13 protein-coding genes are annotated in these 14,673 nt (G+C 59.4%); 7 read left to right on the top strand and 6 right to left on the bottom strand.

Annotated elements, in window-relative coordinates:
- Positions 1–13 precede the first annotated feature (13 nt).
- The gene (locus NL116_RS07810) at positions 14–460 is read left to right on the top strand and encodes a hypothetical protein (RefSeq protein WP_494376682.1); all 447 of its coding nucleotides are present in this window, start codon (positions 14–16) and stop codon (positions 458–460) included.
- 137 nt (positions 461–597) lie between these two features.
- Here the strand turns inward: NL116_RS07810 and cysN are convergent, their stop codons facing one another.
- Together cysN and cysD are read right to left on the bottom strand one after the other, a co-directional pair.
- On the bottom strand, positions 598–2,493 hold the full coding sequence (gene cysN, locus NL116_RS07815) for a sulfate adenylyltransferase subunit CysN (protein ID WP_494376683.1): 1,896 nt from the start codon (positions 2,491–2,493) through the stop codon (positions 598–600).
- On the bottom strand, positions 2,493–3,398 hold the full coding sequence (cysD, locus tag NL116_RS07820) for a sulfate adenylyltransferase subunit CysD (RefSeq protein ID WP_494378021.1): 906 nt from the start codon (positions 3,396–3,398) through the stop codon (positions 2,493–2,495). Before cysD ends, cysN begins: the two co-directional genes overlap by 1 nt.
- Before the next feature lie 778 nt (positions 3,399–4,176).
- Here cysD and NL116_RS07825 point away from each other — a divergent pair.
- Positions 4,177–4,341, top strand: a complete 165-nt coding sequence (locus NL116_RS07825) for a hypothetical protein (protein WP_494376684.1) — start codon at positions 4,177–4,179, stop codon at positions 4,339–4,341.
- Positions 4,342–4,437: 96 nt separating this feature from the next.
- A complete protein-coding gene (locus NL116_RS07830; RefSeq protein WP_494376685.1) occupies positions 4,438–5,301 on the top strand; it encodes a DMT family transporter in 864 nt (287 codons plus the stop codon).
- 39 nt (positions 5,302–5,340) lie between these two features.
- On the opposite strand, the gene NL116_RS07835 is transcribed toward NL116_RS07830, so the two are convergent.
- The 4 genes from NL116_RS07835 to NL116_RS07850 form a co-directional block, all read right to left on the bottom strand.
- Positions 5,341–6,285 (bottom strand): LysR family transcriptional regulator, encoded by a 945-nt coding sequence (locus NL116_RS07835; RefSeq protein ID WP_494376686.1) that lies wholly within the window; start codon positions 6,283–6,285, stop codon positions 5,341–5,343.
- A 70-nt stretch (positions 6,286–6,355) separates the two neighbouring features.
- Entirely contained in the window at positions 6,356–7,885 is a 1,530-nt protein-coding gene (locus tag NL116_RS07840) for a tripartite tricarboxylate transporter permease (protein WP_494376687.1), read from the bottom strand.
- Positions 7,882–8,415, bottom strand: a complete 534-nt coding sequence (locus NL116_RS07845; protein WP_494376688.1) for a tripartite tricarboxylate transporter TctB family protein — start codon at positions 8,413–8,415, stop codon at positions 7,882–7,884. The genes NL116_RS07840 and NL116_RS07845 overlap by 4 nt, the downstream gene beginning before the upstream one ends.
- A gap of 52 nt (positions 8,416–8,467) precedes the next feature.
- Complete coding sequence (locus NL116_RS07850; protein ID WP_494376689.1) at positions 8,468–9,484, bottom strand: Bug family tripartite tricarboxylate transporter substrate binding protein; 1,017 nt, start codon at positions 9,482–9,484, stop codon at positions 8,468–8,470.
- Positions 9,485–9,863: 379 nt separating this feature from the next.
- On the opposite strand from NL116_RS07850, the gene NL116_RS07855 reads away from it, so the two are divergent.
- From NL116_RS07855 to NL116_RS07870, 4 genes are all read left to right on the top strand, one after another.
- Complete coding sequence (locus NL116_RS07855; protein WP_494376690.1) at positions 9,864–11,219, top strand: MFS transporter; 1,356 nt, start codon at positions 9,864–9,866, stop codon at positions 11,217–11,219.
- The gene (locus tag NL116_RS07860) at positions 11,212–12,168 is read left to right on the top strand and encodes an amidohydrolase family protein (protein ID WP_494376691.1); all 957 of its coding nucleotides are present in this window, start codon (positions 11,212–11,214) and stop codon (positions 12,166–12,168) included. The genes NL116_RS07855 and NL116_RS07860 overlap by 8 nt, the downstream gene beginning before the upstream one ends.
- Positions 12,165–13,169, top strand: coding sequence for a 4-hydroxythreonine-4-phosphate dehydrogenase PdxA (locus NL116_RS07865; RefSeq protein ID WP_494376692.1), 1,005 nt, complete (start codon positions 12,165–12,167; stop codon positions 13,167–13,169). Before NL116_RS07860 ends, NL116_RS07865 begins: the two co-directional genes overlap by 4 nt.
- Positions 13,170–13,497: 328 nt before the next feature.
- A complete protein-coding gene (locus NL116_RS07870; RefSeq protein ID WP_494376693.1) occupies positions 13,498–14,673 on the top strand; it encodes an L-rhamnonate dehydratase in 1,176 nt (391 codons plus the stop codon).

Genomic DNA, 14,673 nt, shown 5'->3' on the forward strand with positions numbered 1-14,673 from the left:
TAAAGGAAGTGTTATGCGCTATTTGTACTTGCCAGCGGTTGCTATGTTGGGTCTTCTGGCTGCTTGTGATGCGGGCAAGCCGAAGGATATCGCGGTCAATAGCTACTGCTCTCTGGACAGTCCGAAAGCTGAAGCAAAGCTTTCGACAAGCGCACCGTTTGAAGTGTGGGGATGGGCCTACAACGTGGCGGCGGGTACTGTGCCTAAAGACGTTTCTCTCCAGATTATTTCTTCGGGTGGAGAGGTTGCGATGACAGCACCTCTGGTTCGTTCCTCGCGTCCAGACGTGGCCAAAGCTTTCGCCAAGCCAGACCTGGAAATGGCTGGTTTCACCGGTGTCATAGACATCGGCGCGCTGAAATCCGGTGTCTACACCGTGAAGATCATCCAGCAAGAAGGTGTAAGCCGTTTTGCATGCACCAGCCCGTCAAAGTTTGATATCAAATCCACCAAGGGTTAATTGATAACTCCGGAAGAATCCCGACGCAGACGTCGTGGTATCTCTGAGCATGGATGGGTTCTAGAGGCAGTTTTCACCTGCACCGATCAAAAAAACACCCCGGAGCTCGGGGTGTTTTTTTATGCCTGGGTAATCAATTACTGTTTGATAGAGCGCATTAATTGAGTAATTGCATTACCCAGTTCTATCTGTCCGGCATCGATTTCGAAGTCAGCGGCGTCAGGGGCTTCGTAAGGGCTGCCCACACCCGACAGGTTTGGCAGTTGCCCTGACCGCGCCTTCTTGTACAACCCCTTCACGTCCCGCTGTTCACAGACCTCCAGCGGGGTGCTGACATACACCTCCACAAAGTTATCTTCACCGATCAGTTCCCGCGCCATTTGCCGCTCCCGCTGGAACGGTGAAATAAAAGCGGTCATGACGATCAACCCGGCATCCATCATTAGTTTGGCGACTTCGGCGATGCGTCGAATATTCTCCACACGGTCCGCGTCGGTGAAGCCGAGGTCTTTGTTGAGCCCTTGGCGAACGTTGTCGCCATCGAGGAGGTAGGTACGGTAACCGCTTGCATGCAACTCGACTTCCAGTGCGTTGGCGAGCGTCGATTTGCCCGAGCCGGAGAGACCGGTAAACCAGATGACCTTGCCCTTGTGCCCATTAAGCTTTTCGCGGTTTTCGCGGGTAATCGACAGCACTTGCTTATGCACATTTTGCGCGCGTCGCAGGCTGTGGGTGATCATTCCAGCGGCCACCGTGACGTTGCTGATCCGGTCCACCAGAATAAAGCCGCCCAGCGTTCTGGAGTGCTGATAGTTGTCGTAGACCAATGGTTTGCTGAGTGCCAGGGTGCAGACGCTGATGTCATTGAGGAGCAACTGCGTGCAGGCATCGTGGGCCAGAGTATTGATATCGACCCGATACTTGATGTTGGTGATCGACGCGGAAGCCCATTGCGTAGCCAGTTTAATGTCGTAGTTACGACCGTGCAGGCCCGGCTCTTCATTCATCCACACCAGGGTTGCTTCAAACTGGTCGGTGGTTTCCAGTGGGCGTTGGCTCAGGGCAAGAATATCGCCCCGCGAGGTGTCGATTTCCTGGCTGAGCTTCAACGTCACCGCATCACCACACGACGCTTCCTGCATCGGGCCGTCCATGCTGACGATGTCAGTGACGGTTGCCGTGTGCCCGGAGAGGGTGACCCGGACCTCGTCGCCAACACTGACCTTGCCCTCAGCGACATAGCCGCTGTACCCGCGAAACGACGCATCAGGTCGGTTGACCCATTGCACAGGAAACACCAGGCGTTCGGATTCGACGGTGTTGACCGCAATGGTTTCCAGGCATCCCATCAGCGTCGGTCCTGAATACCAAGGCGTGTTGATTGAGCGCTGAGCGATGTTGTCACCCCTCAGTGCGCTGACCGGGATGGGTGTGATGCTTTCAAAACCCAGTGTTTGCGCGAACGCCTGAAAGGTGTCGACGGTGCGTTGAAAAGTGTCCGGATCAAAATCGATCAGGTCCATCTTGTTGACCGCCAGCACGACCTGGCGAATCCCCATCAGCGAGACCAGGTAAGCGTGTCGCCGCGTTTGCGTCAGCACGCCTTGCCGAGCATCGACCAGGATGACTGCTACGTCGGCCGTTGAAGCACCGGTGACCATGTTGCGTGTGTATTGCTCATGGCCCGGGGTATCGGCAACGATGAACTTGCGTTTGGCAGTGGCGAAATATCGGTAGGCCACATCGATGGTAATGCCCTGTTCGCGTTCAGCCGACAAGCCGTCAACCAGCAAGGCAAAGTCTATGTCCTCGCCTTGGGTGCCATATTTTTTCGATTCGTTTTTCAGTGCGCTCAACTGATCGTCTGTCAGCTGTCGGGCGTCCCACAGCAGCCGTCCGATCAGGGTACTTTTGCCATCGTCCACGCTGCCGCAGGTGATAAAACGCAGCAGGTCCTGACCTTGTTGCTGTTCAAGGTAGGCTTCAATCGTCGAGGGCCGGTGGTCGGCGGTGGTGTGTGCTTTGAGTACCATCAGAAATAGCCCTTCTGTTTTTTCTTTTCCATACTGGCTGAGCTGTCACGGTCAATGGCTCGCCCCTCTCTCTCGGAGCCGTTGGACCCCAGCAGCTCCAGCACTATGTCGGCGACGCTGGTGGCAGTCGATTCCACGGCCCCCGTCAGGGGATAGCAGCCAAGGGTACGAAAGCGGATGTTCCTGGCTTCGATCTTCTCGCCGGGCAGCAGGGGCATACGCTCATCGTCGATCATGAGTGTCATGCCGTTACGCACCACGACGGGCCTTTCCTTGGCGAAGTAGAGCGGCACGACCGGAATGTTTTCCTGATAGATGTATTGCCAGATGTCGAGTTCTGTCCAGTTGGAGAGCGGGAAGACCCGAATGCTCTCGCCCTGGTTTTTACGCGCGTTGTAGAGATTCCACAGCTCGGGTCGCTGCTGTTTCGGATCCCAGTGATGGCTCTGGGTGCGGAACGAAAATATACGTTCCTTTGCCCGGGATTTTTCTTCATCCCGGCGCGCGCCGCCGAAGACGAGATCAAACCTGTAGTGATCCAGCGCCTGCTTGAGGCCTTCGGTCTTGGTGATGTCGGTGTGCAGGGCTGAGCCGTGATCGAAGGGGTTGATGTCTTTGTTGATGGCTTCCGGGTTGATATGCACCAACAGTTCCATGCCGCTTTCCCGTGCCATGAAGTCGCGGAACAGGTACATCTCCTGGAATTTCCAGCGCGTATCCACATGCAGCAGCGGGAAGGGCGGGGCTGATGGATAGAAGGCCTTGCGAGCAAGGTGCAGCATCACGGCGCTGTCCTTTCCCATCGAATACAGCATGGCGGGATTCTCTGCTTCAGCGACCGCCTCGCGAATAATCTGCAGGCTTTCAGCTTCCAGGCGCTTGAGGTGTGGCGTGCGCACCGACAATGAATCGACCGTTGTATGTTGACGGTTTTCTTCCAGCACGGCGGGATAGCTCAGCAGTCCCCATTCGACATTCGGCGGTACGCTGGCGTGTCGGCAAACCGCAGTGAGGCGACCACTCGGGAAGATGACGATGGGTTTGGCGAGGTGGAGCTGGAGGCGTTGCAGCGCGTCAGTGAGTTGCGATGCGTCAACATGTTGTGTGGCCAGTGGCAGCCAGTAGCGAGCGCCCCGGGCATCGTTGGCGTGCAAAAAATCGGCGTCGTCAGCGGTGCGCAGCAACTGGACGAACAGCACCAATTTGCGTTTGGTGCGGGCTTTTTCAATATCCGACGCAAGGACCGAAGGTGTCGGCTGGCGGCCGGACTCATCACGCAGGCTTGACGCTGTGAGCTCGGGGGGAAGCAGATCGAGTTCGTGCAAGCGCCGCTCGGCGGTGCGCTTGGTGTCCGCGTATTCGAGTTGGTTCAGGTGAAGGAATGCCAGCTGTGTGTCCCATACCACGGGGGCGTCCAATCCAAGAAGGTCTGGGTTAAGCATGAGCTGCTTTCCTTGTCGCAATATGCGTTTGATGTTTTATCGGCTTCGCTTTCTGACGCTTTAATCGATATCGTCATTGTTTTTCTAATTTAATCACGTAATGCGACAGGTCGCTGCTGAAAGTTTCGCGCTTAGCTAAAGGCTGTTTGGAGCGTTTCTGTAGGTTGCAATCGATGTCCGGCGCTGGTTATAGTCGGCACTCGCCTGCTCACCCAGCACGGCCCTCCCAAAAGATCAGCCCATGCCTGCATCCCTCATCAACGCGGTAGTCGATTCAGCGGTCAACGCTGCCGTCATGCCGTGCGGGAATCAGCAGCCTGCGCAGATCAGTCATTACCCCCCGCCTGTCCGTAGCACGCCGGTGTACGCAGTCGTATCACCGCCGGGTGTTGGCATTTCGGGCTGATCAGCGGCTCCTTGCTGTTGCCCTTTGCCCGTCTGAAAAAACTACTGAATTTCAGCTTCGGCTGAGTTGGCTTTTGCCTGACTACAGGTGGTCTTCATGTTTGTCCTTTCGAAACAATCCGCGCTCGCGGCGGCGTCCACGAGCCTGTTCGTCCTGCTGTGGAGCAGCGGGGCGATCTTCTCCAAATGGGGCCTGGCGCATGCATCGCCCTTTGCTTTTTTGCTGGTTCGCTTCGCTATCGCCTTGTGCGGTCTGGTGCTGCTGGTGCCGTGGCTCAAGCTGAAATTGCCCAAGGGCGGCAAGCCGATGCTGTATGCGATGGCCACGGGTGTGGTGTTGCTGGGGGCTTATCAGATTTTCTATCTGCTGGCCCTGGACCTGAAAGTCACTCCCGGGGTGATGGCGACGATCATGGGCATACAGCCGATACTCACCGTGGTGCTGATGGAACGTCAGCGCTCCCTCAGCCGGATGTTCGGTCTGGGGCTGGGATTGGCTGGATTGATCATGGTGGTGTATCAGGGTATTGGCCTGGCCGGCATGTCGGTGGCTGGCATGCTCTTCGGATTGCTGGCGCTGGCGAGCATGACGTTCGGTTCGATCATGCAGAAACGCATCACTGACAATCCCCTCGGCACACTGCCTGTGCAATACCTCGCCGGGCTGTTGCTGTGCGGGATTTTCGTGCCGTTCCAGCCGTTTCATTTTGAACACAGCATCGGGTTCATCGTGCCGGTGGTGTGGATGGGGCTGGTGGTGTCGGTGCTGGCGACGTTGCTGCTGTACCGCTTGATCGCCCGGGGCAATCTGGTGAATGTCACCAGTCTGTTTTACCTGGTGCCGGCGGTGACGGCGGTGATGGACTACCTGATTTTCGGCAACAAGCTGGCGGCGTTGAGCCTGCTGGGCATGCTGCTGATCATCGTCGGTCTGGTCTTCGTGTTCCGTAAAAGCGCGTGAACCGAAAAAGGCCAGGAGCACTCAATGCTCCGGGCCTTTTTATGTGACAGCCAGCGCGTGCTCGGCCCGCACCGAATTCATGAACGCTTGCATGGCCGACGATTGAATGCGATGACGCCGGGTGATCAGTCCATAAGGCGGCAGCCGCGCTTCGAACTTGATCGGCAAAATGGCCAGCAAATCCCGCCCCGGATAGTCTTCCACCACCGACACCGGCGTGACGCCGAGCATGTCGGTCTGCTGCACCAGCGAAAGCAAAGTCATGATCGAGGTGGTTTCGACAATGCTGCTGGGGATGTCGACCCGCGCGTTGTGGAACACCTGATTGATGATGGCGCGCATCGGGCTCGGATGCTGTTGCAGCACCCAGGTCATGTGCTGCAGTTCCGCCCAGCTCAGCTGTTTCTCCTGCGCCAGCGGGTTTTTCGCCCCGGCGATCACGCACAAGGCTTCTTCACCGAGGCTGTCAAACAGCAACTCCTCGGCCCGCGCACCGGCGGGAATCCGCCCCAAGACGATATCCAGTTGATCCTGCAACAGCGCTTGCACCAGCACGTCGCTGGTATCGACCTGGATGCTCATGGACAAGCGCGGATGGCTCTGTTTCAGGGTCGCGATGGTGCGGGTCAGCAACCCCGAGGCCAGTGCTGGTATTGCCCCGACCGCCACGCGGCCAAGGTTGCCGGACTCCAGCGCCACCAGTTCCTCGCGCATGCCGCTGAGTTCGGCGAACACCATGCGTGCGTAGTAAATGACGGTTTCACCGAACGGGGTAGAACGCATGCCCCGAGGCAGACGCTCGAAGAGCTCGACGCCGAGCAAGTCCTCGGCCTCGTGGAGCATTTTGGTCGCGGCCGGTTGGGTCATGCCGATGTGGTCGGCGGCGCGGCGCAACGAACCGAATTCCTGCAACGCCAGCATCAGCCGCAGTTGGCGCAAACGCAGTCGACTGTGGATCACATTGGCAGCAGGAATTCGGGTCATGGGCCGTGGCTCGCAAGGAAGTCTGCGGCAAGCCTGACAACAATTGTCAGGCGTTGCCAGCATTGCTGTGTCAAAGCACCGATTTGGGATTGGCGACGTGGGGTTTGCGCAGGCCTATCAGGCCACCCAGCGCCTTCGAAATCAGCGGCCAGAACAGCATCAGCAGCGCCGCCGTGGTCAGACTGCCCACCAGTGGGTTGGACCAGAAGATCCCCAAATGTCCATCGGAAAACAGCATCGACTGACGGAACGCATCTTCAGCCTTGTCGCCCAACACCGCTGCCAACACCAGCGGTGCAATCGGATAACCGAGTTTCTTGAACAGATAACCCAGCGCGCCGAAGCCCAGCATCAGCACCACGTCGAAGAACGAGTTGTGCACCGAGTAGGCACCGATGGCGCAGACCATGATGATGATCGGCGCGATGATCGAAAACGGAATCCGCAGGATCGAGGCGAACAGCGGCACGGTGGCCAACACCACGATCAGACTGACCACGTTGCCCAGGTACATGCTCGCGATCAGGCCCCAGACAAAATCATGCTGCTCGACGAACAGCGTCGGGCCAGGGTGCAGGCCCCAGATCATCAAGCCACCGAGCATCACCGCCGCCGTGGCCGAACCGGGAATGCCCAGGGTCAGCATCGGCAGCAGGGCGCTGGTGCCCGCCGCGTGGTCGGCAGTCTCCGGGGCGATCACGCCTTCCAGTTCACCTTTGCCGAAGTTGTCGCGGTTCTTCGAGAAACGCCGCGCCAGGCTGTAGCTCATGAACGAGGCGGCAGTCGGGCCGCCCGGCGTGATGCCCATCCAGCAACCGACCAGCGTACTGCGCACAATCGTCCACCAGTAACGTGGCAACTTGGCCCAGGTGCGCAAGATGATCATCGGCGTAATACGCGCATGCTCGCCGCGAAACACCAGGCCTTCCTCGACGGTGCAGAGGATTTCACCGATGCCGAACAAACCGATCACCGCCACTTCGAAACTGATGCCCGTCATCAAGATTGGCTGATCGAACGTCAGGCGAAGGTTGCCGGACACCGTGTCCATGCCGACCGCCGCCATGGCAAAACCGATCATCATCGCCACCACGGTTTTCAGCGGCGGGTTCTTGCTCATGCCGATGAACGTGCAGAACGCCAACAGGTACACCGCGAAGAACTCTGGCGAACTGAATGACATGGCAAACGCGGCAATTTTTGTCGACAGAAACGTCAGCAGCAACACCCCGGCCAGCGCGCCAATCAGTGCGGAACTGAACGCGGCGGTCAGGGCTTCGGCGGCGCGACCTTCGCGGGCCATCGGGTAACCGTCGAACGTCGTCGCCACCGATGAGGGCTCACCGGGAATGTTGAACAGAATTGAAGTGATCGAGCCGCCGAACAGCGCGCCCCAATACATGCACGACAGCAGAATGATCGCCGACACCGGCGACATGGTGAACGTCAGCGGCAGCAGCAACGCCACGCCATTGGGGGCGCCGAGGCCGGGCAAAACGCCGACCAGAATGCCCAGCAGCACGCCGATCACCATCAGGCCGATATGGCCCGGAGTCAGGATCAGGTTCATGCCTTGCAGCAGGGAATCGAACTCGCTCATTTGAAATTTCTCCCGGCCAGGGCAATCCAGTCGCCCATCGGACCGGCATCCAGCGGGACCTTGAACCACAGCGCGAAAATCAGGTAGCTGGCGAGCACAGCGCCCAGCGACACCGTGCCGATCATCAGCTTGCCGTAGGGTTTGACGCGGACCTTGTCACGCCACATGAACCAGGCGATGAAACAGGCCGAGGCCACGTAGATGCCGGTGAACGGCATGGCGCCAACGAACAGCGCAATCGGGATGAACACCGACAGCACTTGCTTGAACGCACTGCGGCTGACGAATGAAACACTCAGGGCTTGCCAGCGCACCACGGTCAACACGCCGTTGCCGACACTGGCGGCGCTCAGTAGCAGGCCAATGTAGAAGGGGAAGTAACCCGGCTCGGGGCCGGAATCGCCCCAGCCGATACCTTGTTCGACGCTGCCGAACATCACCACCGCGCCGATCAGCGCGGTGAAGAGTGTCAGGCCGAGCTCGACCCAGCGGGTGCCGACCAGCGCCGGTGAATCCGAAGAATGGGACATGAAACACCTCCAGCAGGTGACGGCCGCGCGCGTGCGAACGGCCGTTGGCGACTCAGTTTTTCAGCCAGCCGGCTTCCTTGAACACCGGTGTCACACGGGCGGTGTCTTTCTCAATGTAGGCGGTCAGCGGCTCGCCTTCGAGGAAGGTCGGCACCAGCGCGTTCTGCTTCACGTACGCCTTGAACTCCGGCGTCTCGGTGACTTTGCGCATCAGCTCGACATAGAACGCCCGCTGTTCGGCGGTGACATCGCCGGGCATGAACACGGTGCGCGGGAAGCGGTACTGGTCGATGCCCAGGCCTTGTTCGTGGCAGGTCGGCACGTCGGCCCAGGATCTATCTCCGGCGACTTTCTCGGTGTAGCTCATGCGGTCCTTACTGAAGACGCACAGTGGCTCGACCTGATCGCCACGCCATTGGCTGATGCTTTCGCTGGGGTTGTTGACGTTGGCGGCAATGTGTTTGCCGGCCAGTTGGGTCGCGGCTTCACTGCCGCTCTTGAACGGGATGTAGACGAGTTTGGCGTCGTTGGTCTGGTTCAGCAGCAGGGTCAGGGTCTGGTCGACATCCTTGGACTGGCTGCCGCCCATGCGCAGGTTCGACGGGTCCGCCTTGACCGCGGCATAGAAACCCTTGGCGTCCTTCCACGGCGCGTCTTTGTAGCTCCAGAGAATGAAGTCATCCTCGGCCACGGCGGCGACCGGCGTCAGCTCCTGCCATTGGTAACCGAGCTTGGACACCAGCGGCAACAGGTAAATGTTGTTGGTGCCGATCACCAGTTTTTCCGGGTCGCCCTTGTTCATTTTCAGGTCGAGAAAGGCTTCGGCGCCATTGCCACCGCCCTTGTTCAAGACGATGGTATTCACATCGAGAAATTTGTGGGTGGTGATGATCGACTGGATCAGGCGCCCCAGTTGGTCAGTGCCGCCACCAGGGCCCCCGGCGACGACGATTTCGACATTCTTGTCCGGCTGCCAGGCAGCGTGAGCGAAAGCGGGAAGGGCGCCAGCGGCGATCAGTGTGCAGCCAAGAACCAGACGGGACGTGCGACGGACGAATGCATTTCGCATGATGGAAGAGCCTCGTTTTTGTAGTTGTTATGAGTGACTTGTCGATGCAGTGAAGCTGCAAGCCTGGCCTGAGTGTGTGAAGCCACCGGCTCCGCGTCTAGTCAAAACAATACATACACCGATAGCCTGGGGTTATAGGTCTTGGCAGTGAAAGTGGCGACTGACGCTCCAGGCTATGCGCCAGAGCCGTTTTCAAGGAAAGCCCAAAAGGCTGCTATCCATTGAAAGCTGCTTGAAAGCCAGGCATGCCATAACTCGAGGCTATCGCCTGATTTCAAGTTTTGATTAGACGGTTATCACTGAGCCTTCGATAGTGCTCACCAACGCCGCCACGCAGCGGCATGTCGTCACCACAAGAATAATAATCGAGGTACGCACCATGGCTCGTCCCAGTGCTTCCCTGCATCTGCGCAACTCATGTGTTCAATCAGAAGGTGCTCAATCAACGGCAGCGGCCGTCCCGCTCTCCGGTGCGAGCAAAGCCAGCAGCGTGCGCTGGCGGATTTTCGCGATCATCTTTGCGTTGACCATGGTCAACCTGATCGATCGGGTGTCGCTGTCGATTGCGATGCCGACCATCGCCCATGAATTTTCTCTGTCACCGAGCCTGCAAGGGCTGATCCTCAGCAGTTTCTTCTGGGCGTATGCGCTGTTGCAGATTCCCGGCGGCTGGCTGATCGACCGATTTGGCCCGCACCGGGTGATCAGTTGGTCCACGGGGTTGTGGGGGACGTTTCAGGTTATCGCCGCGTTTGCCACGGGAGGCGTGTCACTGCTGTTCGCCCGCGTCGCACTGGGGGCTGCCGAGGCGCCGTTGTTTCCGTCCGGCGGCAAGCTGATTTCCCTGTGGCTGGCGCCGAGCGAGCGCAGTCGCGGTGCGGTGCTGATGGACAGTGGCAGCCCGTTGGGCGTGGCACTGGGCGGGCTGATCATTGCGTACCTGATTGCTTCTCTGGATTCGTGGCGTCTGGCGTTCGTGATCGCCGGCCTCGCAACGCTGGTGCTGGCATGGCTGGCGCGGCGTTACCTGCGCGATGACCCGGCCACGCATCCGCAAGTGAATGCCCAAGAGCTGGAAAAGATCAACGCCGGACGCGCCACGCCGGCTGCCGAAGCCGCCCGTGCGCCGGTCAAGGGCCTGGGCATCGCGGCCCGCTCGTTGACGGGTTTGCTGATCGGTCGTGCGAGTTGGGCGATGGTCTATTTCGGTTTGCTGACCTGGGGCCCGAGTTATCTGTCGCAGGCTCGCGGCTTCGACATCAAAGGCATTGGCGCAGCGACGTTCGTGATTTTCATCTGCGGTGCGCTGGGCTCGTTGACCGGTGGTTTCCTCTGCGATGGCTTGATTCGCAAAGGTGTGAGCCGCGGTGTGGCGGTCAAGAGTCTACTGGCGTTTTCCGGGGTCGTGGCGTTGGGCGCGTTCCTGTTGCTGCCGACCCTGAGCGATCCGTTTGCGGCGGTGGCATTGTTGGCCATGACCGCGTTTTTCCTGATGTGGGGCAGTCTTTACTGGAGCTTCCCGGCGTTGCTGGCGGCACCGGCTCGAGTCGGTTTGATCGGCGGCGTGATGAACATGGCCGGCAGCACGGGCGGCATTGCCGTGCCGATCCTGGTGGGCGTTATTGTGCAAATGGCCGGAGGGTTTGCGCCGGTGCTGGGGTTCTTCGCGGCGTGCTCGGCGGTCTTCGTGTTGGCCACATTGTTTATCAGCCTGGATGAGGTGCGCCATGACTAAGCTGTGGGACGGCCCGATCGTAGACGCCCATCATCACTTCTGGGACCCCGCGATCAATGACCATCCGTGGCTCGCGCCCGAGGCCAACATCGCGTTTCGCTACGGTGATTACAGCGCGATCAAGCGTCGCTATTTTCCCGATGACTACTTCGCCGATGCCGGTGTCCATAACGTCGTGCAAACGGTGTACGTCGAGACGGAGTGGAACCCGCAAGACCCGATTGGCGAAACCCGTTTCGTCGAGGGCCTGGCCGCTCGCTACGGCGTGCCAAACGCCATCGTCGCGCAAGCCTGGCTCGACCATGCGGACGCCATCGCGGTGCTGACCGAACAAGCCGGTTTCAAGTGCGTGCGCAGCGTGCGCCACAAGCCCGGCGGCCCGATCGCGCCGGAGCAGGTTGGGCACATTCGCAGCTTGATGAGCAACGAGCACTGGCGGCGCAGTTACGCCGCGCTCGAGGGCCTGGGCCTGCATTTCGACTTGCAGACTCCTTGGTGGAATTTGCACGAAGCCGAGCGCCTGGCCCGGGACTTTCCCGGCATCACGCTGATTCTCAACCACGCCGGATTGCCCAACGACCGCAGTGCCGAAGGCCTGGCCGGTTGGCGCCTGGCGATGGCGCGGCTGGCGCAGTGGCCGAACGTGCGGGTGAAGATTTCCGGTCTGGGGCAGGGCGGTCAACGCTGGCATGCCAAGGACAACGCCTGGATCGTGCGCGAAGTCATTGCGATGTTCGGCAGCGACCGGGCGATGTTCGCCAGCAACTTTCCCGTGGACAGCCTGTGCGGCTCGTTCGACGACATCTACAGCGGTTTCAAAGCCATCGTTGCCGATTTTCCGAGCGCCGATCAGCAACGACTTTTCTACAGCAACGCGCAGCAAGTCTATCGCTGCGAGCCTTGCGCCATTGACCGGGCGCGGCCTGAATCCTTGAGGAGTGAAGCATGAACAAATCCACCATCGCGATGGTCCTGGGCGACCCGGCCGGCATCGGCCCGGAACTGATTGCACGCCTGCTCGCCGAACCCGAGGTGCGCAGCCAGGCCCATGTGATTTTGATCGCCGACGAGGCGGAAATGCGTCGCGGCATGCGCATTGCCGGGACGGAGTTTCCGTACCGTCGCGTCGAGTCGCTGGAGCAGTTGTCGTTCGTGGATGACACGCCACTGTTCTTCGACTTTCGCGGCGACACGATTGGCGAATTTGCGCGCAATGAAGCCAGCATCATTGGGGGCCGCTACAGCCTCGACACCCTGGAAAAGGCCCTGCGCCTGACCGAGGCCGGCACCACGGATGCGGTGCTGTTCGGACCGCTGAACAAGACCTCGCTGCACATGGCCGGTATGGCCCATAGCGATGAGTTGCACTGGTTCGCCGAGCTGCTGGATTTCCACGGGCCGTTCTGCGAGTTCAACGTGCTCGACAACCTGTGGACGTCGCGGGTGACCTCCCACGTGGCGCTGGCTGAAGTGCCCGGCATGCTCACTCAAGCGCGCGTGGTGGAAGCCATTCAGCTGATCGACACCGCGCTCAAGCGCAACGGCCTGGCCAAGCCGCGCATTGGTGTGTGCGGGCTGAACCCGCATAACGGCGACAACGGCTCGTTCGGTCGCGAAGAACTGGACATCATCGGCCCCGCTGTGCGCTCCGCCCAGGCGTTGGGCATTGCAGCGGAAGGGCCGTACCCGGGAGACACGATTTTCCTCAAGGTGCAGGGCGATGCCAGTGCCTTCGACGCGGTGGTCACGATGTATCACGACCAGGGCCAGATCGCGATCAAGTTGATGGGCTTCTCCCGTGGCGTGACGGTACAGGGCGGCTTGCCGATTCCGATTACCACCCCGGCGCACGGCACCGCATTCGACATCGCGGGGCAAGGCAAGGCGAACGTCGGTGCGATTCGCCAGGCGTTCGAGATTGCATGCCGGATGGGCACCAACAACTACTGATCCCAATCTTTAAGACAACATAAATCCCCTGTGGGAGCGAGCTTGCTCGCGATAGCGGTGTGTCAGACAGCATTCATGTCAACTGACACACCGCCTTCGCGAGCAGGCTCGCTCCCACATTTATTTGTGTTGTGGCTGATAACTCGATCCAGCCAATAACCGCTTTTTGCGATCACCCCAGGTTATCGCCGGATACGCATAAGTGATTATCCGCACCCCCGAGCGCTGGCTAAAGTCGCTCCATCGAATGCCTGGAACCCGCGACCCCAGCGGTTCTGCGCAGCGACCCAACAACTACAAGAAGCCGGCAGTGCAAGGAATTGTATTCATGAAAATCAAAGCCATCCGTACCCGCGTTTTTGAGTGGAAAGGCAAAGTCGTTCCGCCTCAAGCGCACTTCTGCACCAACGCCAGCGACATCCTGTTCGAGCGCGGCGACGCCATGGGCTCGTTCCGTTTTCACGGCTGGCTGGTGGTGGAAGTCGAGACCGATACCGGCCTCGTTGGCATCGGTAACTGTGCCCTGGCGCCGCGCGTAGCCAAGGAAATCATCGACACCTACCTGGCACCGATTGCCATCGGCGAAGACCCCTTCGACAACGAATACATCTGGCAGAAGATGTACCGCCAAAGCCACGCCTGGGGCCGTAAAGGCATTGGCATGGCGGCGATCTCGGCGATCGACATCGCCATCTGGGACATCATGGGCAAAGCCGTGAACAAACCGGTGTTCAAGTTGCTCGGCGGGCGGACCAAGGAAAAGATCTGGACCTACGCCTCCAAGCTCTATGCCAACGACAACCTCGACCTGTTCCTCGAAGAAGCCCAGGGTTATCTCAACCAAGGGTTCACCGCGCTGAAAATGCGCTTTGGCTACGGCCCGAAAGACGGCCCGGCGGGCATGCGCAAGAACATCGAGCAAGTGCGTGCATTGCGTAACCTGGCCGGCCCTGACATCGACATCATGCTCGAATGCTACATGGGCTGGACCCTGGAATACGCCCGACGCATGTTGCCCAAACTGGCTGAGTTCGAACCGCGCTGGCTCGAAGAGCCGGTGATCGCCGATGACATCGAAGGTTACATCGAGCTGAAAAAAATGGGGATCATGCCAATCTCCGGCGGTGAGCATGAATTCACCTCCTATGGCTTCAAGGACCTGCTGGAACGCCGCGCCGTCGACGTGATCCAGTACGACACCAATCGCGTGGGTGGCATCACCGCTGCGCGCAAGATCAACGCCATGGCCGAAGCCTGGTCGGTGCCAGTGATTCCCCACGCCGGGCAGATGCACAACTACCACCTGACCCTGTCCACCACCGCCTCGCCAATGGCTGAGTTCTTCCCGGTGTTCGACGTCGAGGTCGGCAACGAACTTTTCTACTACGTGTTCAAGGGCGAGCCGCAACCGGTCAACGGTTACATTCAGCTCGACGACAATAAGCCGGGCCTGGGCCTGGAAATCTCCGATGAGTACCTGAGCGACTTCAACATCATCGAGTGA

This window comes from Pseudomonas sp. FBCC-B1667 (genome assembly GCF_059133255.1).